Origin of the sequence: Paraburkholderia sp. BR14374 (assembly GCF_040948685.1) — a bacterium.
GTDB lineage: Bacteria > Pseudomonadota > Gammaproteobacteria > Burkholderiales > Burkholderiaceae > Paraburkholderia > Paraburkholderia youngii.
Genome location: NZ_JBFPKF010000004.1, coordinates 209,019 through 232,591, shown reverse-complemented (window position 1 = coordinate 232,591; position 23,573 = coordinate 209,019). Strand labels below are relative to the sequence as shown.

The following is a 23,573-nucleotide window of genomic DNA, read 5'->3' as shown; positions in this document are numbered from 1 at the left end:
TCTGACCGCTGAATCGATATTGCAGAGGGCGTCCGCAACCCTTTGCGGACTACATTTGGGTGGAAAACGGTAGCAGCCTGATCGTTCAATTGTTCAATTCGCAAGTCCTGGTGAAAAGCCGATATTTATACAGGGCCACAAGGAAGACCCGCGCCAGGCTTAGGTGTGCCGAACCGGAAATTTGCACGAAAATCAAGGGCACCCCTGATTTCACGTCTATTCATCGCTATTCCCTTGAAGTGCTGCACTGATGCGCCTCGGTCGGAGGCGCGTGAGGTGTCGGTAGTTGCAACTCGAGGCGGGGTCAAGCGGCTAATGGAGAAAACGTCCGCTCAGCGAGAAAGACCATGTCGATAAAAGCACCATTTCAAAGCGGTCAATAATCGCTGCGACGAACAGGATCAGTGGTCGACCGCCTCCATGGGCAAGATACCCGTCTGGCCATAAAACTCCTGCATGGCGAAGGCTTCGCGCTCGCGCTGCGCACCCGCGCCGCGATCCAGCATCGAGAAAGTCCAGATGCCCGCGAACGCAAGCGGCATCGAAATAAACGCGGGATTGTCGAGCGGCACGACCGCATGCGCCTGATGCAGCACGTCGACCCATACCGATCTGGAGAGGAGCGTCAGCAACACCGAGGACACGAGTCCGAGGCCGCCGCCCACGACAGCGCCGCGAGTCGTCATGCCGCGCCAGAAAATCGACGCTACGAGCACCGGAAAATTCGCGCTGGCCGCGACCGCCGCAACCAGGCCTACGAGAAACGCCACGTTCACATGCTCGAAGAAAATGCCGAAGCCGATCGCGACGACGCTCAGCATCAGGGTTGCCGCGCGCGATATACGCATTTCGCGTGCTTCATCGCCCTTGCCGCGCGCGAGCCAGCACGCGTAGAGGTCGTGCGAAACCGTGGTCGCACCAGACAGCGTCAGCCCGGCGACTACCGCGAGAATCGTCGCAAAGGTCACGGCCGCGATGAAGCCGTAGAACAGATTGCCGCCCAACGCGCGCGCGAGATTGACCGCGACCATGTTCGAGCCGCCAAGCAGATCGCGCGTGAGATCGAAATGGCCATCGGCGGCCGTTTTGAAGAACTCGGGATGTTGAGCGAGCAATGCGATCGCCGAGAAGCCGATGATGAAGGTCAGCAGATAGAAGTACCCGATAAATCCGGTCGCGATGAATACCGACTTACGCGCTTCCTTCGCATCGGGAACGGTGAAGAAGCGCATCAGGATATGCGGGAAACCGGCGGTGCCGAACATCAGCGCGATGCCGAGGGAAAGCGCATTGAACGGGTCCTTCAGCAGTTTGCCGGGCGCCATGATGCTGAGCGCCGCGGGATGAACGTCGACCGCGCGCCGGAACATCTGATCGGGACTGAAGCCGAATTGCGCGAGCGCGGTTATGGCCATGAACGTCGCGCCGCACAGCAGCAGCACGGCCTTGATGATCTGCACCCACGTCGTCGCCGTCATGCCGCCGAAGAACACGTAGACGACCATCAGCACGCCGACGATCACCTCGGCCATCCAGTACGGCAAGCCGAACAGCAACTGGATCAGCTTTCCCGCGCCGACCATCTGCACGACGAGATAAAAGATCACGACGACGAGCGACGTGCTCGCAGTCAGCAGACGAATCGGCGCCTGTCTGAAACGATAGGCGACCACATCGACGAACGTGAACTTGCCGAGATTGCGCAAGGGCTCGGCGAGCAGGAACATGACGAACGGCCAGCCGACCAGAAAGCCGATCGAATAGATCAGACCGTCGAAGCCGAACATGAAGACCATGCCGGAGAGGCCGAGAAACGATGCCGCGGACATGTAGTCGCCCGCGATGGCAAGCCCGTTCTGAAAGCCGCTGAGCCCGCCGCCGGCGCTATAGAACTCTTTGGTGGTGCGCGTTCTGCGCGCCGCCCAGCGCGTGATGCCGAGCGTGACGAGCACGAACAGCAGGAACGTGGCGATCGCGATGGGGTTCAGCTCGACATGGTCCCGCACCGGACCTTCGATGGCAGACGCACGCGCGAGCACGGACAGCGACGCGAGGCTCGCGGCGAGGATGAGGCGAATGGCTTGCATCGCTCAGTCTCCTTGCCGGATGTCGGCGAGCAGCGCGCTCATCGACGGATCGAAGCTGCAGTTGACGCGCAGCACGTAGCAGCCGGTCATCGCGATGGCAATCACGATGATGCCGACGCCCACAACGATGCCTATGCTCGTCGTCGCGCCCGCATAGAGCGGACGCGCGAGCAGGTGCGGCGCGAGCGCGACGAACAGAATGAAACCGTAGTACGTGACGATCATCAGTGCGGTCAGCGTGAAGCTGAACCGGCGCCGCTGTGCGACGAGCCGGCGATACGCGGGGCTCGCCGCCGTTCGATCGATATGGGCTTGCTGCATGGGTCTGTCTCCTTCATGTTTTCGAATGACGTCGCTTTGACGTTGACGGCTCAGCTCAACTCTTTCGTCAACTCCGGAACGACCGCGAACAGATCGCCGACGAGACCGTAGTCGGCAACGCTGAAGATCGGTGCTTCTTCGTCCTTGTTGATCGCGACGATGACTTTTGAGTCCTTCATGCCCGCGAGATGCTGGATCGCGCCCGAAATGCCTACCGCGACATACAGTTGCGGCGCGACGATCTTGCCGGTCTGGCCGACCTGATAGTCGTTTGGCACGAAGCCCGCGTCGACCGCCGCGCGCGATGCGCCCAGTGCCGCGCCGAGCTTGTCGGCCAGCGGTTCCAGCACCTTCGTGTAGTTCTCGCCATTGCCCAGACCCCGGCCGCCCGACACGATGATCTTCGCGCTCGTCAGTTCCGGACGATCGAGCTTCGTCACTTCGCGGCTCACGAATTGCGAGATGCCTGCGTCGGCTGCGGCTTCGATCTTTTCGACCGCTGCGCTGCCGCCTTCGGCTGCGACGGCGTCGAAACCGGTCGAGCGCACGGTGATGACCTTGATCGGGTCTTGAGATTGAACCGTTGCGATCGCGTTGCCCGCGTAGATCGGACGCTCGAACGTGTCGGCGCTGTCCACCGCGGTGATGTCGCTGATCTGCGCGACGTCGAGCTTTGCGGCGATACGCGGCGCGATGTTCTTGCCGTAAGCGGTAGCCGGCGCGAGGATGTGCGTGTAGTTCTTCGCCGCACCCTGCACAAGCGTCAGCACCGTCGCTTCGACGTTTTCCGCGAGACCCGCTTCGAGTTGCGGCGCGTCGGCCAGCAGTACCTTGGCGACGCCGGCGATCTTCGCTGCGGCATCGGCCGCGGCTTGCGCGTTGCGACCCGCGACCAGCACGTGAATCTCACCGCCGACCTTCTGTGCCGCGGCGATCGTATTCAGCGTCGCGGCCTTGATCGACGCGTTATCGTGTTCTGCTACTACCAGGTTAACCAGATTCGTCATTTCTTGCGTCTCCTCACAGCACCTTGGCTTCGGTCTTCAGCTTCTCGACCAGCGTCTTCACGTCCGGCACCTTCACACCGGCGGAGCGCTTCGGAGGCTCGGCGACCTTCAGCGTCTTCAGACGCGGCGTGACATCGACGCCGAGGTCTTCGGGCTTCACCGTTTCCAGTGGCTTTTTCTTGGCCTTCATGATGTTCGGCAGCGTCACGTAGCGCGGCTCGTTCAGGCGCAGATCGGTCGTGACCACGGCCGGCAGCGTCAGCGACAGCGTTTCCGCGCCGCCATCCACTTCACGCGATACCGTCGCCTTGCCATCCGCCACGACCACTTTCGACGCGAACGTCGCCTGCGGCAGGTTCGCCAGCGCGGCGAGCATCTGGCCGGTCTGGTTCGAATCGTCGTCGATCGCCTGCTTGCCCAGAATGACGAGCGAAGGCTGCTCCTTGTCGACCAGCGCCTTGAGCAGCTTCGCGACTGCGAGCGGCTGCAGGTCTTCGTTCGATTCGATCAAGATCGCGCGGTCCGCGCCGATCGCAAGCGCGGTGCGCAGCGTTTCCTGCGACTGCGTCACACCGGCCGACACGGCGATCACTTCGGTCGCGACGCCCGCTTCCTTCAGACGCACGGCTTCTTCAACCGCGATTTCATCGAACGGGTTCATCGACATCTTCACGTTCGCGATATCGACACCCGTGTTATCCGACTTCACCCGGACCTTCACGTTGTAGTCGATGACTCTCTTCACCGGCACCAGAATCTTCACTCCACTCTCCTTGCATTGATCACTTGATCGCCACACGCGCCATCGCTTGACGCATGTCGCGCTCGAAGCGCTGCACGATATCGGCGAGCGGCTCGATGCGATCCACGAACGCCAGCGACTGGCCCGCCGACAGCAGCCCTTTTCTCCAGTCTCCGGTGAGATAGGCATCGCGACCGAGCTTGCCGGACACCATCGGCATGAGGTCCTGAATGGTCACGTTCGCGTTGCACGCCTCGAGCTCCTTCACGGCCATCGTCGTCTCGTTGCGCAGCGTGCGCACGGTATTGCGCACGGAGGTCATGCACAGGTCGGTGTCGGTCGGTCCGGCGTCCACCAGTCGTTGCTTGTAGTCGTCGTGCGCCCAGATCTCCTCGGCCACGACGAAGCGCGTGCCGACGACCACGCCGGACGCGCCCATCGAGAGCGCGGCGGCAAGCTGCGAGCCACGCCCGATGCCGCCGCCGATCAGATAGGGAATCTCCAGATGACTTTCGGCCCACGCTGCATTGACGAACGAGCCGACCATATCCATCCCCGGATGTCCGCCACATTCGGCGCCCACGATCGCGACCGCATCCACACCGACCGATGCCGCCTTGACCGCGAAACGCACCGACGGCACCTTGTGCAGCACCTTCACGCCGGCGTCCTTCAAGAGCGGCATGAATTCCTCGGGATTTCGCCCCGACGTTTCGACGACCCTCACACCTTCGTCGATGATCAACTCGAACACTTCGCGCGTCTTCTCGCCGGGCACGAGCTTCGGCAGCATCGACACGTTGACGCCGAACGGCCCGCCCTCGCACAACTCGCGACAGCGTCTGATCTCAGCACGCAGCGCTTGCGGCTCCGGAAAACTCGCCGCCGTGATGAAGCCGATGATGCCGGCACGCGATGCGGCGGCGACATAGTCCGCGTCGGCGAGCCACATCAGACCACCGGCGACGATCGGCAAGCGTGTGCCGAACAGCTCGGTGACGGCATTGGAAAAAGCAACCTGACTCATGAGGTGACCTCCTCGGCTTTCAGTTGTGAGATCTGCCCGGCGGACAAACCGAGCAGCGACTGCAAAACGTCGTACGTAGCCTCGCCGAGTCGCGGCGGCCCGCTTCGCACAGGCAGACGCGCACCGTCGAAGCGATAAGGCGGCGCGAGCACATGCGTGCTGCCGGCCTCGGAATGCGGGCACGTCGTCACGAGCCCCCCCTCCTCCGCGCGCTTCGACGTGAGCGCTTCGTGAAGGCCGAGCACCTCGCCGCATGGAATGCCCGCGCCCGCGAGACGCTCGAGCAGCACCTCGCGCCTGTGCAAGCCGATTGCGCGCGTCAGTTCGGGTACCAGCGTTTCGCGATTGGCCGCGCGCACGATGTTCGTGCGATAGCGCTCGTCATCGATGAGATCGGGACGTTCGATCACTTCGCGGCAGAAACGCTCGTACTGCCGGTTGTTGCCGACCGCGATGACGAGCGGACCATCGGCGGCATCGAACACGCCGTAAGGGACGATCGACGGATGCGCGTTGCCGAAGCGCGGCGGATCCTCACCGCGCATCAGCGAGTCGAGCCCGCAGTACGAGGTGATCATCAGGCCGCAATCGAACAGCGCCATTTCGACGTGGCGTCCCTTGCCGGTCCGCTGGCGCTCGAACAGCGCGGCCAGCACCGCCTGCGCCGAATACATGCCGGTGAACAGATCGACGGCGGCGACGCCGAACTTCAGCGGCGGCTGATCGGCGTCGCCGTTCATCGCCATCAGGCCCGCCTCGCCCTGCACCACGATGTCGTATCCGGGGCGCGCCGCTTCCGGGCCACGGCGGTCATAGCCCGAGATCGAGCAATAGATCAGCTCGTCGCGGCCTTCGGCGAGTTGCGCGTAGCCCAGACCGAGCTTTTCCGCCCCGCCGTATTTGAAGTTCTGGATCACGACATCGCATTGCTGCGCGAGCTCACGCGCGATGCGCTGCCCTTCGGCGCTTTGCAGATCGAGACACACCGAGCGCTTGTTGCGGTTGACGCTGTTGAAGTAGGTCGTCTCGGTCGTGCCGACGCGCATGCCCCAGTCGCGTGTGTCGTCGCCGCGCACGGGATGCTCGACCTTGATGACTTCGGCGCCGAGATCACCGAGCACCATCGCGCACCACGGTCCCGCGAGCACGCGGGACAAATCGAGAACGCGAACACCGGCGAGCGGCAGTGAGGAAATCGGGTTTGACATGTTGAGTCCGGTATCGAGAGTGATGTCGAGGCATCTATTGCGACTGCACGGCCGTGCCGCGACGCAACCCCACATAGTCGGCGCGACGCTTGCCGAAGAACGCGGCGATGCCTTCGGCGGATTCATCGTCACCGAGCGATTCCGTCATGTATTGCGCTTCGAGATCGAGTTGCGCATCGAGCGTGTGCTCGCCTGCGCGACGGCACAGGCTCTTGATTCGCGCGCTCGCCCGTTCGGGACCGGCCGCGAGCGTCTGCGCGAGAGCGATCGCCTCCACGAGTGCGCCCTGCGTTTCGGTCAGCCGATTGGAGACGCCAAGCGCATGCATGCGTTCGCCCGTGACCGGCTTGCCGGTCAGGCACAGCTCCGTCAGCAGTTGACGCGACACGCAGCCGGACAGAAACGCGGTCGCGCCGGCATCGGGCGAAAGGCCCACTTTCACGTAGGCCACCGAGAACGACGCATCGCGCGCCGCGACGAGCAGGTCGCACGCGAGCGCGATCGACAGGCCCGCGCCCGCCGCTGCGCCTTCGACCGCCGCGATCACCGGCTTGCTGCAATCGCGGATGGCGCGAATCAGGCCGTGCAGCACTTCGATGCCCGCGCGCCGGTCGGCCGGCGTCATCGCGCGACGTTGCGCGAGCCGGTTCAGATCGCCGCCCGCGCAGAAGGCGCTGCCGACGCCGGTCAGCACGATCGCGCCGATATCGGCGTCGCGCTGCGCCTCTGCGAGCGCTTCGGGAAGCGCGTTATACATTTCCGTCGTGAGCGCATTGCGCGCAGCCGGGTTGTTCAGCGACAGCACCAGCACCGCGCCATCGCGGCGCGAAAGGATTGGTTCGTTCATGAGCTCAGCTCCTGTTCAATGCGATATAGCGTTCGAGATGGTGATCTTCATCCCCGAACTGATGGTCGATCATCACCAGGCGCTTGGCGTAGTGCGCGAGCGGCAATTCCCAGGTCATGCCGATACCGCCATGCATCTGGATGCACTCTTCGGCCACGCGCGCGCCGATGCGTCCGATCGTGTGCTTCGCCGCCGACAGCGCGCGCTCGCGCTCGATGCGTCCCGCGCCGAGCGCGGCCGCCGCGTTGATGACCGCCGAGCGCGCCTGCTCGATTTCCAGCAGCATGTCGGCCATGCGATGCTGCAGCGCCTGAAAGCTGCCGATGGCCACGCCGAACTGCTTGCGCGTGCGCAGGTAGTCGAGCGTGTATTCCTTCGCGACATCCATCGCGCCGAGCGCTTCCGCGCACAACGCGAGCACGCCCGCGCCGATGGCGCTCTCGAGCGTCGCGAAGCCGGCATGAGGTTCCCCGAGCAATGCGTGCTGCGAGATGCGGACTTCATTCAGACGCAGTTCAGCGGCGCGTCCGCCGTCGATCTTCGGATAGCCGCGCAACTCGACGCCAGCCGTGTCACGCTCGACGATGAACAGCGAAATGCCGACTTGCGCGTCGGGTGCGCCGCTCGTGCGCGCCGAGACGAGGAAGAAGTCGGCGTGCTCGCCCTGCTGCACGACTGCCTTCGCGCCCGTCAGCACCCAGCCGTTCGAAGTGCGCGCGGCGCGCGTCGTCACGTTCGCCAGTTCGTAGTGCGAGCCGGGTTCTTCGTGCGCGAGCGCGGCGGCGACACGTCCTTCGATGAGGCTCGCGATCAGCGCCTTCTGAGCACCATTGCCGGCTTGCGCGAGCGCATGTCCGACCACGAGCGCACCGAGAAACGGTTCGAGGACGAGCCCGCGTCCGAGGCTCTCGAATACGACGGCGATATCGAAGCCATCGCCGCCGTATCCGCCATCGGCTTCGTTGAACAGCGCACCGACGACGCCGAGGTCGGCAAAGCGCTGCCACATTTCAAGGCTGAAACCCATATCGCTGCGCGCGAGCGTGTCGCGCGTCGCGAAGCCGTACTGTTCGGCAACAAAGCGGTTCAGCGTATCCGCCAGCATGCGGCGGTCTTCGGTGTGCTGGAAATTCATCGCTTCTCGCCTCACAGTCCCAGGATCATCTTCGAGATGATGTTCTTCTGGATTTCGTTGGAGCCGCCGAAGATCGACAGCTTGCGGTTGTTGAAGTACTGCGTCGCGGCGCTCGCGGCTTCTTCCGGGCCGACGCGTGGTTCGCCGTAGCCCTCGACGAGCGCTTCCTCGATGAAGGGCTGTGCGTAGGGACCCATCGCGCGGCGCATCAGCGAAGAGATTTCCTGGCGGATCTCGGTTCCGCGAATCTTGAGCATCGAACTCTCGGCACCGGGCACGCCGCCACCGGCCACCGCGGCGATCACGCGCAGGTTGGTCGTCTTCATGTTTTCCAGATCGATCTCGACGCGAGCCATGCGTGCCGCGAACGCGGGATCCCCGGCGAGCGGCCGGCCATTGCGCAGCTGCTTGGCGGCGAACTTGCGCAGGCGGTTGAATGCGGCGACAGAAAAGCCCACGCCCGCGATGTTCGTGCGCTCGTACGTCAGCAGATATTTCGCGTAAGTCCAACCCTTGTTCTCTTCGCCGACGAGATTGGCGGCAGGCACGCGCACGTCCGTGAAAAACACTTCGTTGATTTCGTGCTCGCCGTCGAGCGTGATGATCGGCCGCACTTCGACGCCCGGCGCGTTCATATCGACGAGCAGAAAGCTGATGCCTTCCTGCTTGCGCACGTCGGTGGCCGTGCGCACGAGGCAGAAGATCATGTTCGCGTGCTGTCCGAGCGTGGTCCACGTCTTCTGGCCATTGACGATGTAATGCTCGCCCTGATCGTCGATACCGCGCACGGCTGTCGTCTTCACCGACGCGAGATCGGAGCCCGCGCCCGGCTCCGAATAGCCCTGGCACCACCAGTCGGCGCCATCGAGAATGCGCGGCAGCCAGTAGCGCTTTTGCGCCTCACTGCCGTACTTGATCAGCACGGGGCCGAGCATGTTCACGCCGAACGGCACGATGCGCGGCGCGCCGGCCAGTGCGCATTCGTTCTCGAAGATGAACTTCTGCGCGGTGTTCCAGCCAGGGCCGCCGTATTCCTTCGGCCAATGGTTCGCGAGCCAGCCCTGCGCATTCAGGATCGCGTGCCATTCGGCCATGTCGTCGCGCGTGAGGCGCAGACCGTTGCGAACCTTGGTCGACAGCCGCGCCGGTAGTTTCTCGTCGAGAAAGCGCACGACGCTCGCGCGAAACGCTTCTTCCTCAGGGGTGAAATTCAGATTCATGACTGCGCTACTCTCAATAGATTTCGAAGAGCCCGGCGGCGCCCATGCCCCCGGCCATGCACATCGTGACGACGGCGTACTTCACGCCGCGCCGCCGTCCTTCGATGAGGACGTGCCCGACCAGACGCGAGCCCGTCATCCCGAACGGATGGCCGATCGAGATCGCGCCACCGTTCACGTTCAGACGCTCCGACGGAAGCTCTAGTCGCTTCTGGCAGTACAACGCCTGCGATGCGAATGCTTCGTTGAGCTCCCACAGGCCGATGTCGTCGACCGTGAGGCCATGACGCGCGAGCAGCTTCGGCACCGCGAGTACCGGACCGATCCCCATTTCGTCCGGCTCGCAGCCCGCGAGCGCAAGACCGCGAAACGCGCCGAGCGGCGCGAGGTTCGCGCGCTCGGCGGCCGTCGCTTCCATCAGCACGCAGGCGGAGGCGCCATCGGCGTTCTGCGAGGCGTTGCCTGCCGTGATGAACTTGTCCGGACCCTTGACCGGTGCGAGCTTTGCGAGTGCTTCGTAAGTCGTGCCGGGGCGATTGCAGTTGTCGGCGGACACGGTCACTTCGCGATAACTCACGGCGCGCGTTTCCTTGTCCGTGACGGACATCGTCGTCGTGACGGGGATGATTTCGCCGGCGTAGCGACCGGCGCGTTGCGCTTCGGCCGTGCGACGCTGGCTCTCCACCGAAAACTGGTCCTGCGCCTCGCGGCTGATGCCGTAGCGCTTCGCGACGATGTCGGCGGTGTCGATCATCGCCATGTAGAGTGACGGCTTGTGCTCGACGATCCACGCATCGACGCCGCTCACGCCGTCTTCACGCGTCTGGATACCGGAGATGCTTTCGACACCACCGGCGATCATCGCGGGCGCGCCGTCGACGACGATGCGCCCCGCCGCCATCGCGATCGCCTGCAGGCCGGACGCGCAGAAGCGGTTGACGGTCGTGCCCGCGATGGACAGCGGCAAGCCAGCGCGAATCGCGCTCTGGCGCGCGACGTTGCGGCCGGTCGTGCCTTCGGGATAACCGCAGCCGAGAATCGCGTCCTCGATGGTCTCGGGATCGACGCCCGAGCGCTCGACCGCGGCACGCACCGCGAACGACGCGAGCGTCGGGCCCGGCGTGATATTGAATTCGCCGCGATGCGCCTTGACGAGCGGCGTGCGAGCAGTGGAAACAATGACAGCTTCGCGCATGTATCTATCTCCAATCTGTCGGGTTCAAGCGGATTGATTGAGGCTCGCGAGCGTGGCGCCGCGTTCGACCAGATCGACGATGAGCGGCGACGGCTGCCAGAACACCGGATCTTCTTTCGCGAACTCGCGGATGTCGGCAAGCACGTTGGCAAGCCCGACGCTATCGGCATATTTCATCGGGCCGCCGCGATGACGCGGAAAGCCATAGCCGTAAAGAAACGTGACGTCCACGTCTAGCGGCCGCAACGCGATGCCTTCATGCACGACGTTCGCACCTTCGTTGATCATCGCCGCCATGTAGCGGCGTATGATCTCCTCGTCGGTGAAGGTGCGCGGCGTGATGTTGGCGCGCTCGCGTTCGGCGTCGATGATCGCTTCGACCTCGGGATCGGGTTTGCCGGCGCGCGCGCCATCGGCATACAGGTAGTAGCCGCGCCCGCTCTTCTGGCCGAACCAGCCGCGCTCGCAGATGCGATCGGCGATCTGCACGTAGCGCAACTTCGGATCGCACGTGGCGGCGCGGCGCTTGCGCGTGGCCCAGCCGATGTCGCCGCCCGCGAGGTCCGCGACCTGAAACGGTCCCATCGGAAAGCCGAATTCGCGTACCGCGCGGTCGATCTGATACGGCGATGCGCCGTCTTCCATCATGTGATCTGCGGCCGCGCGATAGATCGCCAGCACGCGATTGCCGATGAAGCCATCGCACACGCCCGCGCGCACCGGCACCTTGCGCAGCTTCTTCGCGAGATCGAACGCCGTGGCGACGACATCGGCGCCGACCTGCACGGGCACCACGACTTCCAGCAGCTTCATCAGGTTCGCCGGAGAGAAGAAGTGAAGGCCGATGACATCGGCGGGACGCGAGATGCTCGCGGCGATCGCGTCGATGTCGAGATACGACGTATTGGTCGCGAGCACGGCGCCCGGTTTGCAGACGCGATCGAGTTCGGCGAACACGGCCTTCTTTACGGCCATGTCCTCGAAGACCGCTTCGATGACGAGATCGACCGTGCGCAGCGCTTCGTAGGACGTGCTGCCAGCGAAGCGCGCGAGCAGCGCCGCCTTGGCCTGCGGCATCATGCGGCCTTTGGCGATGAGCGCGTCGTACACCTTCTCGACGTTCGCGCGGCCATGTGCCAGCGCTGCATCGTCACGTTCGATCATCGTCACGGAGAGTCCCGCATCGAGCAGCGCCACCGCGATGCCCGCGCCCATCGTGCCGCCGCCGATCACGCCGACGCTCGCGATCGCGCGCGGCTTTGCCTTGCGCGTTTCCGGCGCCTTCAGTACCGCGCGCTCCGCGAAGAATGCATGGATCAAGCCCGCGCGCTGCGGACTGTCGAGGCACTGCAGAAACAGTTGGCGTTCGTGGCGCAGGCCATCGGCGAAGGACATTTCGAGCGCGGCCTGCACCGCATCGACGATCTTCAGTGGGGAGAAAAGATGTCGCGAACGCTTCGATACTTCGACGCGTGCCGCTTCGATCGCCGCGCGGCTTGCCGCACGATCGGCGAGTCCTCGTGCATCGCAAGTGCGACGCACCGGAGCACGAGAGTCGAGCAATGCACGGACATAGGCGAGACCTTCTGCCAACACGTCAATGCCGGCGCCGATTCGATCGACCAGACCGAGTGCGTGCGCAAGGTTCGCGCCGACGTGACGGCCGCTCAGCATCAGATCGAGCGCGACTTGTGCACCGAGCAGACGCGGCGCGCGTTGCGTGCCGCCCGCGCCCGGCAACAAGCCCAGCGTCACTTCGGGAAAGCCGAGTTTCGCATCGGGCAATGCGATCCGATAATGCGCCGCCAGCGCGACTTCGAGGCCACCGCCAAGCGCCACGCCGTGAATCGCGGCGACGACGAGCTTCGTGCAGGCTTCGACCCGGTTGCATACTTCCGGCAGCGACGGTTGCACGGGCGGCATGCCGAACTCGCGGATGTCTGCGCCGCCGATGAAGTTGCGGCCCGCGCCGATCAGCAACACGGCCACGACGTCGGGATCGTTCTGGGCGGCTTCGATGGCGGCGCGCAGTTCGCCGCGCACATTCGCGCCGAGCGCGTTGACCGGCGGATTGTCGACGGTCACGACGAGAATGCCGTCGCGCAGTTCGTGCCTCACGGCAGGCGTGGAAGCTCCTGGCATCGCCCTTGTCTCCATGTAATGGGTGTAGGGCGATTGTGGTAGGCAGCTATTGCCTTGACAATCCTACTGCCAGTTGACAAACCGTTAACTGAAAATTGACGCCGCGCGCCCGCTTCAATCCCACTTTTGCGCGAGCGCGACGATCTCGGCGCGCAGGTAATCGATCAGCGCCTGCGTCGCCGCCGACGGATAACGATTCGGCAGCGTCACGATATACAGCGTGTTTTGCGGCCCCGCGATGCGATATTGCGGCAGGATGCGCATGAGTCCGCGGCTTTCGGGCGCGTATTCGATGTAGGCCGGCAGCAGCCCAATACCGAGCCCTTGACACACCGCTTCGGTGAGCAACGGGTAGTCGGACGATTGCAGCGCAGGCTGGATCGTGATGTCGTGCCAATCGGTCTCGTTCTGCTTGTGCGTGAGCGTCATGGTCACGCGCCGGTCTGGATGCGGCGAGGCGACGAACGTCTGTCGCTGCAGATCGGTGGGACCTTCGATCGGACCATGAGCTTGCACATACTGCTCTGAAGCGTACAGATGCCAGTCGATCGGGCAGATATTGCGCGCCACGCAATCGAGCGGCGGCGTGCGCGTGATTCTCAAGGCGACATCTACCTCGGCGGCGATCAGGTCTTCGACGCGATTATTGAAAGTGACATCGAGCTTGATGCCCGCATGCGCGCGCGCGAACTCGAGCAGCTTCGAGCCGATGAACATGCGGCCGAAGCCTGTCGGCACGCTGATGCGCACGCGGCCGCTCAACGTTTGCCCGAGACTGTCGATCGACGCGCGCGCCGCACCGAGGTCTTCCAGCATGCGCTTGCCGCTCTCGTACAGCATGTGTCCGGCTTGCGTCAGTTCGAAGCTGCGCGTCGAGCGGCGCAGCAATTGCGCGCCCGTTTCGCGCTCCAGCAGCTTGAGCCGCTGGCTGATGTTCGCGCGCGTCATGCCGAGTTTGCGCGCGGCGCCGCTCAAACTGCGAGATTCGACGATCTCGACGAAGAGGCCGATGAGGTTCAGGTCCATGATGCTAGCGATCGCTCAACTGTGCGACTAGGGCCTTTATGGCCGCCGTCAATACTTCCCCGCGCTTTGTCCCGACACAAATCTGCCGGTGAGTCCAGGGCTCGTCGAGCGGCACCGTCGCCACTTTATCGAAGTCCTCTTTGGACAGCATGCTCTCCGACTGACTCGTCACGCCAAGCTCCGCCTTGCCCAAGGCCTGGTGCCCGCGTGGCGCGACGACAACGAGGCGGTCGGTGCAATAGGCGAGGATGTCGCGCCTGGCGAAGTCGGCGATTTCCCGAGCGAGAAAATGGACGATGATGGCGCTCGGAACTTACACTGATATGGCCGCGCACGCCCTTGGTGAATTCGCTGACCTCGCGGCGCATCACATCGAGATTCGCGAACAGCAGGCGCAGGTGGCGCGCCAGCACTTCGCCCGCGGCGCTCGTGACCATGCCGCCCGGCAAACGGTCCAACAGGCCAATACCTGTCATGTCCACCAGATCCTGAATCCGCCTCGTCGTCGCGGACGGTGTAACGTTCTCCGTCAACGCGGCGCGCCGGATCTGCTGCTCCTCCACCACGGTCAGAAACAACCTCAACGTGAACAGGTCGATCCGTCTCGTCAGGGAATGGATGTTTAATCCGGACATTGCGCCTCCTTGTAGCGTCATTTCGATCGCATGAATGCGCAATTGCCAAAAGATCAACGTCGGATTCAGAAAAGCGCAATCGCGATTTTGAAAGCTGCTTCCTACTATAGTGAATCATCAGCCGCGTCCGCACTGCCATGAAAGACTCATCACGCTTCGGTTCAGTCGGGCCGCTACAACTCTCTTGCGTCGGTCCCACGACCGGCCTTCCAAAGTAGCAACCAGCGCAGTGCGGACATTCGGGTCGGCGCTTCAGTGACGTTGGACCCTGACAGGACCTTGAGCCCCGCATCACCTCTACGGCTGCTATCAGGTGTTCCACGGCCATCTGGGGTCGTTTCCGCAGACATGGCGTTTCTGTTGTTTGGTTCGGTTCACTGCTCTTCCGCACCCTCGCGCAAGCGCCTTGCTTCGCGGCCCGTGTGGTGCGGGCCGCGAAACATAATTCAACGATCGAATACGAGCAAGGTAGAGGTTGCGGACGCATAGAGCTTGCCCTGCGGATCCGTGATGCTGGCCTCCGTGAAAGCGGCGCGCCGCCCGATGCTGAGCACGCGCCCTTCGGCACGCACGAGGCCGGTATCGGCGGTCATGGGCCGGTGGTAGGCGACTTTCAGTTCGAGCGTGGTGTATCCCTGATTTGGGCCGAGGCGCGAATGCGCGGCGCACCCGCAAGCGGAATCTAGCAGCGTCGCGGCATAGCCGCCGTGCACGGTGCCAATCGGGTTGTACACGTGCAGGCCGGGCGTGCCGGCGAACACGACACGGCCCTCTTCCGCTTCGACGAGTTCGAAACCGAGCGTCATGCCAATAGACGGGCCGCGGCCCCCTTGCATCATGCGCTGCAGCTGTTCGAGGCCGGTCAGGCCGGCGGGCAGTTCTGTAATGAGGTTCATCGAAGCAATCTCCGTCGAAGGTCGCGCGTCTGGGCGCGCACGCTGATCAAGCGGCGGAGTGGCCCGCCGATTCGCCATCGTACTATTTTTCGAACGATCGTGCTAATTCATCGCATTGCTTGGACGTGGGCATCGCTTCATTGCTTCCTATTGTTTCAATACCCGCTTGCCTCTAATGCGCTTCCTCGAGTCCGTCCGACCGACTACCTGGCGCCACGGCGAGATTGCCGCAAGCGAGCCGCACGAGACGGCAAGCAGTCCTCTTGCGGACGTGGGATGACTGGCGCCCAAGCGATCTGAATGACACGAAACGTCGATGGCCGCCCAACCGATGCAAAGCAGCGACAGCTTGTGGCCGGCTAGCGACCGACGACGGACTCTTCAGTTCGCGGTCGTGAAAATCGGAGTCCAGCCGAACTCGGCCAGGTTCGCGCGGGTGGGCACACTTACAGCTGCCCCAAAGCGGCGACAGTCGTCGAGCGTATTCATCGTCTCTAGAAAAATCCCGTCCGCGCCCGCTTCGACGTAGGCGACAGCCCGCTCTATGGCGGCATCAATTCCTACGGCCGCGGCTGCGTCAGCAGCGCTCAGCGTATCCATGACAATTATTTGATTGTCCTCCTTGAGTGGCCTTACGCTATCCCCTTGGCGTAGCGGAAAATTTCGTCGACCTCGACCAGGTCGGGCACTTCCTGGCATTTCCCGGGCTGCATGGATATCAAGTAGGAGTATGAATGAAATTGTCTGACAATTCTATTTCGCCGCCGCGATGGATGATTACGAGGCCGCCGGCATGGCATAGAAAATGGAGGGGATCATGGACGACTTCCTGATTGCCTTCGGCGCTCTCTGGGTTGTGATTTGCTCGTACGCGATACTTGCGTACCACATCAAGGGATGGGCGTCCGACGCAATATCACCGTGCGGGCCGTTTCCATGGATCCGCAGGGAAACCCCTGTGCCTACATACCCATTGTCCTGCCGACGCGGGAGATGCTTGCGCACATCACGCAGGTCCAGGAAGCGATCGATGCCTTTCTTAACAGGTGCTCGCGAGGGACGTGATTGTCGAGGTTGAACGTCGCGCCAGCACAATCCAGCGCATGGCGGTCGACATGCAATATCTCGCTCTCCTGCCCAAAAAGCGTGTGCGGAGCGAAAACCAGGGAAGCTTGTCTGGAATCGGCTGTTGCCCGGTTCGATGGATCGGCTGTAGCGAGCGCGGCATCTGAGTAAGCGCACCTGTTTTCCTCCGTGTCCGTATCGATTGCTAGTCTCTGTTACAACGTCTTCCGTCGCGAGACGACGGGTTAATTGCTTTTTTGGATCCTCATGCAGATCGAGATCGTTGGCCGCAAGTCTGCCGAAGCATTATTGGAGGGTGGCAAGCGCCTGCTCGAGATGGTTGCTTTGGGACTGCCATTGCGCGGGGTATTGAATGATATTCGGAAGCTCGCCGAGGAGCTCGCGGGCGGGTGTCGGTGTGGCATATCGATGATCGATGCCGATAGCCTGAAATCGCTGCGGGCGGGTGCGCCGAGTTTTACGCAGGCCGATGCTACGGCGAATGTAGATATCGTCTGTAACGAATCTGGACCGTGTGATCTGGCAATATCCTCCAAGGCTCCGATCATCGTGTCGGATATAGCCTCGGAGACCCGATGGTCGCCAGCGTGGCGAGAGCGGAATCTCGCAGACGGGAGGCGGGCTTGCTGGGCGGTGCCGATCCTGTCACGTGCCCACGAAGCGTTGGGAAGTTTCACTCTCTATTCGCCGGCATCCGGAGATCCCACCCCGTTCCAACGTGATCTGATGGCGGAGTTCGCGCACATCGTGAGCGTGGCGACGGAACGGGCAAAGATCGACCTGGCGCTGAGAAGAAGCGAGGAAAGCTTTCGGGCGATCGTGGAAACGACACCCGAATGCGTGAAGGTCATCACACGCAACGGTACGCTGCTGCGTGTCAATTCTGCAGGAAGCGACCTGGCTGGTGCATCGGGTCCGGACGCACTCGTCGGGAAATGCTTTTACGATTTCGTCGCGCTCGAACATCGCGATGAGTACGTCGACTTCAATCAGCAGATCTGCTCGGGCAAAACGGGTTTTCTGGAATTCGACATCATCACGTTGCTCGGTGAGCGCCGTCATATGGAAACGCACGCAGCGCCATTGCATAGCAGCGACGGATCGATCGTGCAATTGGGAGTGACGCGCGACATCACAGCACGCAAACAGGCGGCCGAGCAATTACAGAAAAGTGCTGCGCTGATGGCCAAAGTCGAACAGATCAGTTTGAGCGGAAGTTTCTGCTGGCGTCCGTCGAGTGGCGGAATCAGTTGTTCGGAACAACTCTACCGAATCTACGGAGTCGAGCCTGGAGCACGGATAACGATGGATATCGTCAGGGCGCGGGTTCACCCAGGCGATCGTCATATCGTCGATAACGCGCTGGATCTGGCCCGTGATGGTAAGGATCTGGAGTGCGATTACCGTCTGCTCCTGCCCGATGGCATGCTCAAGTATGTGCGCATGCAGGCGCATGCGACGTTTAGTTCGCAAGGCCAACTGGACTTCATTGGCGCGGTGCAGGATGTGACTGAGCGCAGGCAGTCCGAGGAAGCGCTCTATGGCTTGCGAGCAGAACTGGCGCATGTAAGCCGCGTCAACGGTCTGGGTGCGCTGTCTGCTTCCATCGCACATGAGATTAATCAGCCGCTCGCTGGCGTCATGACTAATGCCCGGATCCTGGCGCGATTGCTGAGTGCGGAGCCGCCCAATGTCGAAGGTGCGCTTGAGACGGCGCAACGCACCATCCGAGACGGGCAACGCGCTTCGGAGGTGGTGACCCGCCTGCGGGCGATGTTCAGAAAAGAAATTGTCGTGACCGATAGCGTGGACCTGGGCGATGCCGCACACGAGGTCATCGAGTTGTTACGTAGCGAAATCCGCCGGAAACGGATTGTGCTGCATTTGAAAATGGCGGACCACCTTCCTCACGTCACAGGCGACAAAGTCCAACTTCAGCAGGTAATACTGAACCTGCTGCTCAACGCCGTCGAGGCGATGCAGGGCGTCGGCGACCGTCCGAGGCGGATACTGGTCAGGATCGACCCGGACTACGGTGACCGGCTACGCGTCGCCGTGACCGACACCGGGACAGGGTTTAAGCCAGAGGACGCGGCAAGACTTTTTGACGCGTTCTACACGACCAGACGAGAAGGGATGGGTATGGGCCTGTCCGTGAGCCGCCATATCATCGAGCGCCACGGAGGCCGGCTGTGGGCGACCTCGAACGAACAGTTCGGCGCCACGTTTGTATTCTCCGTCCCCTGCGGTGCAGGTTCCATGTCGCAGACCGATGCTTCTGGCGGCAGGCTCCAGCATGCGCACGCCGCGATGTGTGACGCGACGAGGCACCCGTGATGACGGAACAACCGCTTATCGCTGCAGTCGATGACGACGAGTCGGTGCGTGAATCGCTGCACGAACTGCTGCGTGAATTCGATTTTTCTGTCAGGGCGTTTGTATCGGCGGAAGCGTTTCTGGCCTCCGGCTGTATAGACGATGCACAGTGTCTCGTGCTCGATATCGACATGCCAGGTATGTCCGGCTTCGACCTGCAGCAGGAGCTGCGGCGGCGTGGAAAAAACGTTCCCATTGTTTTCATCAGTGCCCATGCGGACGACATTCTCCGTTCTCAGGTGCTCGAACAGGGTGCAGTCGCATGCCTGTGCAAACCATTCAGCGACATCGAGTTGCTGGAGGCGATTCGCGCAGGGCTGGACGGTGCCGTGACAGGAGGAGGTCGCAGTGATGCTGGCCAGTGAAGTCGAACGTGGACCGGAAGAGGCATTGGCCACGCACGCCGCGCCCGTCGTGTTTATCGTCGATGACGACGTCTCGGTGCGTGAATCGCTGCAAGCGCTCATTCGCTACGCTGGTTTAAGGGCCGAAGCGTATGCATCTGCGCGCGACTTCCTCGGACGTCCGCGCGCTACGGTTCCGAATTGCCTCGTGTTAGATGTCCGGTTGCCGGATATTGACGGCCTTGAGTTGCAGAGCCACGTCGCGTCCCAGCACAAGGAAATGCCAATTATTTTCATCACCGGCTATGGCGACGTACCGATGACGGTGCAAGCCATGAAGGCCGGCGCGGTTGAATTTCTCACCAAACCATTCGATGACGAAATCCTGCTCGATGCGATCCGGTTGGCCATCGAGCGGAGCCGCGCCGTATTGAGCGAAGCGGCGAGGATAAAGGCGGTCGAGGATCGCTACGCTTTGCTCAGTCGACGCGAACGCGAGGTCATGGTGCTGGTCGTGACAGGGCTATTGAACAAACAGGTGGGCGTTGAGTTGGGCATCAGCGAAATCACCGTGAAGGCGCATCGCGCGCAGGTCATGCGAAAGATGAACGCGCTCTCGCTCGCGGGTCTGATCAACATGGCGCAGAAACTTCAACTGAACTGCCCACCGGGTGCAGCGCTCGAAAGAGCTGCATGAGGGACGCAATGGTTCGTACGTCCTGATCGCTGTCCCAATTAAAATCTCCTAAACTCATTCTGGCTCCGAAGGCCACACTAACGCAGCGACGCGATGGTCTTCCGCGTGCTGCGCTAACGCACGCATTCGTGCCGGTCAGTCGCGGGAACGCGCCAATACCTTTGAACAATAGAACGCACCTGGGCTTTAGCGTAACGTTGTTCCGGGATAGCCAACCCTTCAGGTGTCGGTCATGCGGATATTTGCGCATTGCGTTTCAAAAAATGCCACCGACGCGGCGACTGGATGGGAGCGCTCTTCCAAGCCACTCGTCCTTGTTGTCTGTGGGTGGTCATTGGTTGAGGCACCGTTTGAGCTCGGTGTTTCGGTCTATTCCGGGCCGTTGCTCGTTGTGGCGGTGCCGAAGCTGATGCTGCTCCTGATTGGCATGGCGGCCATAGCTGACCTGCGCTTTGCCCGTCAGACGTTTACGTTTATCTGCGCGGCGAGCGTATTGGCAATAGCACCCGCGTTGCCCATTGAATTCGGGCGATGCGTCCCAGTTGCACTGTTCTCGACGATCGAGTGCATTGGCAAGGGCATGTGCGCCACAGTGCTCGCATTCCTGTCCCTATGCAAGAGAAAGTCAAATTCACAAGAGGAGCTTGTATGCCAGACGATTTCGATCTTCAGCACTTCACACGCCCACGCTTTATCGGTATGGCAGCGGCGGCGACCATGGCTACCGCCTCGCTCAGTAGTATTGAGTTCGCGCCAGCTTCCAGTTGCTGCGATGAATACTATACGGGCAGGCGGCTACGGGAACCAGGGCGCACAGCGATGGTAACGATGCCGTTCAGTCCGGTTAGCAAAGGTTAGCGTCCAGCGGTAAAGAACTGCGCTACGCAAAGAGGGGCAAGCTCTGCATCCCATTTTCGTGGCTCTGTTCAATGACGTTCTGTGGGCCATGCCGCTTACGGTTGATCGATCGTGAAATAAGGTGACCGCTATGACTTTCCAAGTCGAGGATGATATTGTCCGACGTGCATTGATTGCATTACTGATACCTGAAGCGCGTCGGTTACAGTGTAAAAAAAATAATTACGGCCACAAAGCAATCTATCGACGAAATGGGCGCGTGGCGACGCCTGCTCGCGTTTTTATTGTCGAACAGCCTACTGCACAAACGCTGACTGTATGCTGGAGCGATCCCCAATCCGGTCACTACACTGGTCAATTGTGGAGGAAAGGCGTAGCGCGCAGATCGTCATTTTGCGTATTGACAGGGATGCGAATCCGTCCTGGCGATGCCGTGTTCCGGCCGCGTGCTGGCGAGACCTACGCACCTGCAAATCGTGACTACATGCTCCTCGCAGCAGCAGTGCATGAGGGAGCAAGCCTGGCAACCTGAGCATGGCGACGCGTTGGTGCCGTGATGCGGTCGAAGCATCTCGGCCGTCACGACTGCGCAGGCTCGGCTTGGCTAGGCAATGTGTGGAAAGGAATTGAACCTCGAGAGGAGAGTAGTGGTGGAAGATCAAATGGACACACGTCGCCGGCACTTCCTCGCCGTAGCTGCCGTGAGCGTAGGAGCAATGGAACTCGGCCTGGGAGGGCCCGCATTGGCCGCATCCAGCGATGGTGCCGGGTTGGATCCGTACACTCGCCGGCTGGCTTCGCAGCTATCGTTCGACAGGATCAGGCAGGTCGATGCGGGCGCTCTGAATGTCGGATATGCGGAAGTCGGTCCGGGCGACGGCCCCGCCGTGATCCTGCTTCACGGCTGGCCCTACGATATTCACAGTTTCGCCGATGTTGCGCCGCGCGTTGCACAGGCGGGTTATCGCGTGATCGTTCCGCACCTGCGGGGTCATGGAACGACGCAGTTTCTATCAAGCGATACGGTGCGCAATGGACAGCAGTCGGTACTGGCCGTGGACGTCATCGCATTGATGGATGCATTGAAAATCCAGAGGGCGATCATTGGTGGTTTCGATTGGGGCGCGCGTACGGCCAATGTCGTCGCTGCGCTATGGCCGGACCGCTGCAAGGCGTTGGTGTCGGTGAGCGGTTACCTGATCGGCAACCAGGCGGCCAACAAGGTGCCGTTGCAGCCGAAGGCAGAGCTTGCGTGGTGGTATCAGTTCTACTTCGCGACGGAACGCGGCAAACTCGGCTATGAAGCCAACCGCCACAATTTTGCGAAGCTCATCTGGCAACTTGCTTCGCCGAAATGGAACTTCGACGATGCCACGTTCGAACGCTCGGCTGGCTCACTCCAGAACCAGGACCACGTTGCGATCGTGATCGACAATTACCGGTGGCGGTTGGGCCTCTCGAACGGCGAGCCGCAATACGATGCACTAGAACGGCGTCTTGCGGCAGCACCCGTCATCACCGTGCCGACGATCACGCTCGAAGGCGACGCGAATGGCGCGCCTCATCCGGAGCCGGCAGCGTATGCAAAGAGGTTCGTCGGCAAATACATTCACCGCAACGTCACGGGCGGCGTCGGGCACAATCTGCCGCAAGAAGCGCCAGATGCGTTTGCCGACGCGTTGCTCGAAATCGCCAGTTATTAGGCTGGAAATCACTGACGATTTCAGTCGCAGAGGGCGGGTTGTGGCGCGTCTCCGGATCGGATCGAGATCACAGGTGGTAATCGGAAAGTCTGGTCCGGACCTCACCTTATGAATAGTGCTACCAGCTCGCAGATTGTTGGCTATCCTGAAAGATAACGCGCCCGTTCGGCGCAAAACCAGTCGCGCCATCAGAACTTTCATTTTGACTTTAACCGGAGATTTTCATGCCCGTCTTTCACGCCCACATTCCCGCTGGCCGATTTTCAAAGGAACAAAAGAAAGCGATCGGCAATGCTTTGAACCAGTCGCTCGTCGAGGCTCTCGGCATTCCGCCCGGCGACCGCTTTATCATCGTCAGTGAACATCAGGAGGACGAGCTCTTCATCGACCCGACCTTCATGGATATGAACCGAACCGCTGACGCAATGATCATCACGGTGCAACTCGGCGCGCACCGTCCTGCCGAGGACAAGCAGAAACTGCACGCTGCCATAGCTCGGCTTCTGGAAGAGACCGTGGGTATATCGCCCGACGACGTCTTTACTTCGCTTATTCCAGTACCCAATGAGAATTTCTCGTTTGGTCGCGGAATCGCGCAACTCGCGGGTATCGCGCCGCGCTGGTAGCGCGAGCCGATGTCTGTTGCCGAACTTTGGAGGCCCAACGAGACTGGCACGCAAGGACCCATCTGCGACGCTCGCGCGGGCTGGTTCAGGGCCCGCCCCGCATGGCGACGCCCTTGAAAGCCGACGGAGACAACGCAATGCATTCAGTTCCCATGAGCTGTGAACAGTCTTCGTCAGCGTGCTGAACGTCTATGTCTTGTATCCGTCACGACATTTCCTTGACGCAAAGATTCTTGCTTTTATCCACCTCCTTCGCGAAGAAGTACCGTCGATGTTGGAGGCGGATGAGCTCGCACTAGCAACGATCGACGGATGATCGTCAAAATCTCAGGTGTTCGATTCACAGACATCATTTAACTTCCTTGAGGGCCGTTTTCTTGGCATGAGAGAGCTCG

General features: G+C 61.7%; 20 protein-coding genes and 2 pseudogenes. 7 read left to right on the top strand and 15 right to left on the bottom strand.

Features of this window, described 5'->3' with window-relative positions; genetic code table 11:
* Positions 1–401: 401 nt before the first annotated feature.
* The 15 genes and pseudogenes from AB3X86_RS11280 to AB3X86_RS11210 form a co-directional block, all read right to left on the bottom strand.
* Positions 402–2,087, bottom strand: coding sequence for a cation acetate symporter (locus tag AB3X86_RS11280; protein ID WP_368596030.1), 1,686 nt, complete (start codon positions 2,085–2,087; stop codon positions 402–404).
* A 3-nt stretch (positions 2,088–2,090) separates the two neighbouring features.
* Positions 2,091–2,408, bottom strand: coding sequence for a DUF485 domain-containing protein (locus AB3X86_RS11275; protein WP_368596029.1), 318 nt, complete (start codon positions 2,406–2,408; stop codon positions 2,091–2,093).
* 50 nt (positions 2,409–2,458) lie between these two features.
* Positions 2,459–3,406 (bottom strand): electron transfer flavoprotein subunit alpha/FixB family protein, encoded by a 948-nt coding sequence (locus tag AB3X86_RS11270; protein WP_368596312.1) that lies wholly within the window; start codon positions 3,404–3,406, stop codon positions 2,459–2,461.
* A 22-nt stretch (positions 3,407–3,428) separates the two neighbouring features.
* Positions 3,429–4,178 carry an electron transfer flavoprotein subunit beta/FixA family protein gene (locus AB3X86_RS11265; protein ID WP_368596028.1) on the bottom strand — a complete coding sequence of 250 codons (750 nt, stop codon included), beginning with the start codon at positions 4,176–4,178 and terminating at the stop codon, positions 3,429–3,431.
* A 19-nt stretch (positions 4,179–4,197) separates the two neighbouring features.
* A complete protein-coding gene (locus AB3X86_RS11260; protein WP_368596027.1) occupies positions 4,198–5,184 on the bottom strand; it encodes an NAD(P)H-dependent flavin oxidoreductase in 987 nt (328 codons plus the stop codon).
* Positions 5,181–6,392 carry a CaiB/BaiF CoA transferase family protein gene (locus AB3X86_RS11255; RefSeq protein WP_368596026.1) on the bottom strand — a complete coding sequence of 404 codons (1,212 nt, stop codon included), beginning with the start codon at positions 6,390–6,392 and terminating at the stop codon, positions 5,181–5,183. Before AB3X86_RS11255 ends, AB3X86_RS11260 begins: the two co-directional genes overlap by 4 nt.
* A gap of 34 nt (positions 6,393–6,426) precedes the next feature.
* Entirely contained in the window at positions 6,427–7,239 is an 813-nt protein-coding gene (locus AB3X86_RS11250) for an oxepin-CoA hydrolase, alternative type (RefSeq protein WP_368596025.1), read from the bottom strand.
* Positions 7,240–7,243: 4 nt separating this feature from the next.
* Complete coding sequence (locus tag AB3X86_RS11245; RefSeq protein WP_368596024.1) at positions 7,244–8,374, bottom strand: acyl-CoA dehydrogenase family protein; 1,131 nt, start codon at positions 8,372–8,374, stop codon at positions 7,244–7,246.
* Between the two features lie 11 nt (positions 8,375–8,385).
* Positions 8,386–9,594 (bottom strand): acyl-CoA dehydrogenase family protein, encoded by a 1,209-nt coding sequence (locus AB3X86_RS11240; protein ID WP_368596023.1) that lies wholly within the window; start codon positions 9,592–9,594, stop codon positions 8,386–8,388.
* Between the two features lie 13 nt (positions 9,595–9,607).
* Entirely contained in the window at positions 9,608–10,789 is a 1,182-nt protein-coding gene (locus AB3X86_RS11235; RefSeq protein WP_368596022.1) for an acetyl-CoA C-acyltransferase, read from the bottom strand.
* Positions 10,790–10,813: 24 nt separating this feature from the next.
* Positions 10,814–12,931, bottom strand: coding sequence for a 3-hydroxyacyl-CoA dehydrogenase NAD-binding domain-containing protein (locus AB3X86_RS11230; protein ID WP_368596021.1), 2,118 nt, complete (start codon positions 12,929–12,931; stop codon positions 10,814–10,816).
* Positions 12,932–13,045: 114 nt separating this feature from the next.
* The gene (locus AB3X86_RS11225) at positions 13,046–13,957 is read right to left on the bottom strand and encodes a LysR family transcriptional regulator (RefSeq protein WP_368596020.1); all 912 of its coding nucleotides are present in this window, start codon (positions 13,955–13,957) and stop codon (positions 13,046–13,048) included.
* Between the two features lie 125 nt (positions 13,958–14,082).
* Positions 14,083–14,592 carry a LysR family transcriptional regulator gene (locus AB3X86_RS11220; protein ID WP_368596019.1) on the bottom strand — a complete coding sequence of 170 codons (510 nt, stop codon included), beginning with the start codon at positions 14,590–14,592 and terminating at the stop codon, positions 14,083–14,085.
* Positions 14,593–15,038: 446 nt separating this feature from the next.
* Positions 15,039–15,488 carry a PaaI family thioesterase gene (locus AB3X86_RS11215; protein WP_368596018.1) on the bottom strand — a complete coding sequence of 150 codons (450 nt, stop codon included), beginning with the start codon at positions 15,486–15,488 and terminating at the stop codon, positions 15,039–15,041.
* A gap of 393 nt (positions 15,489–15,881) precedes the next feature.
* Positions 15,882–16,112, bottom strand: a pseudogene (locus AB3X86_RS11210) (isocitrate lyase/phosphoenolpyruvate mutase family protein); the annotation flags it as partial.
* A 708-nt stretch (positions 16,113–16,820) separates the two neighbouring features.
* Here AB3X86_RS11210 and AB3X86_RS11205 point away from each other — a divergent pair.
* The 7 genes and pseudogenes from AB3X86_RS11205 to AB3X86_RS11175 form a co-directional block, all read left to right on the top strand.
* Positions 16,821–18,911 (top strand): ATP-binding protein, encoded by a 2,091-nt coding sequence (locus tag AB3X86_RS11205; protein ID WP_368596017.1) that lies wholly within the window; start codon positions 16,821–16,823, stop codon positions 18,909–18,911.
* Positions 18,911–19,315 (top strand): response regulator, encoded by a 405-nt coding sequence (locus AB3X86_RS11200; RefSeq protein ID WP_368596311.1) that lies wholly within the window; start codon positions 18,911–18,913, stop codon positions 19,313–19,315. Before AB3X86_RS11205 ends, AB3X86_RS11200 begins: the two co-directional genes overlap by 1 nt.
* Positions 19,302–19,991: a response regulator transcription factor gene (locus AB3X86_RS11195; RefSeq protein WP_368596016.1), complete on the top strand. Its 690-nt coding sequence runs from the start codon at positions 19,302–19,304 to the stop codon at positions 19,989–19,991. Before AB3X86_RS11200 ends, AB3X86_RS11195 begins: the two co-directional genes overlap by 14 nt.
* 988 nt (positions 19,992–20,979) lie before the next feature.
* On the top strand, positions 20,980–21,381 hold the full coding sequence (locus AB3X86_RS11190) for a DUF3331 domain-containing protein (RefSeq protein ID WP_368596015.1): 402 nt from the start codon (positions 20,980–20,982) through the stop codon (positions 21,379–21,381).
* A gap of 118 nt (positions 21,382–21,499) precedes the next feature.
* Complete coding sequence (locus AB3X86_RS11185; RefSeq protein ID WP_368596310.1) at positions 21,500–22,552, top strand: alpha/beta fold hydrolase; 1,053 nt, start codon at positions 21,500–21,502, stop codon at positions 22,550–22,552.
* A gap of 224 nt (positions 22,553–22,776) precedes the next feature.
* A complete protein-coding gene (locus tag AB3X86_RS11180; RefSeq protein ID WP_368596014.1) occupies positions 22,777–23,178 on the top strand; it encodes a tautomerase family protein in 402 nt (133 codons plus the stop codon).
* Between the two features lie 178 nt (positions 23,179–23,356).
* Positions 23,357–23,494 (top strand): annotated as a pseudogene (locus AB3X86_RS11175) (LysR family transcriptional regulator); the annotation flags it as partial.
* Positions 23,495–23,573 lie beyond the last annotated feature (79 nt).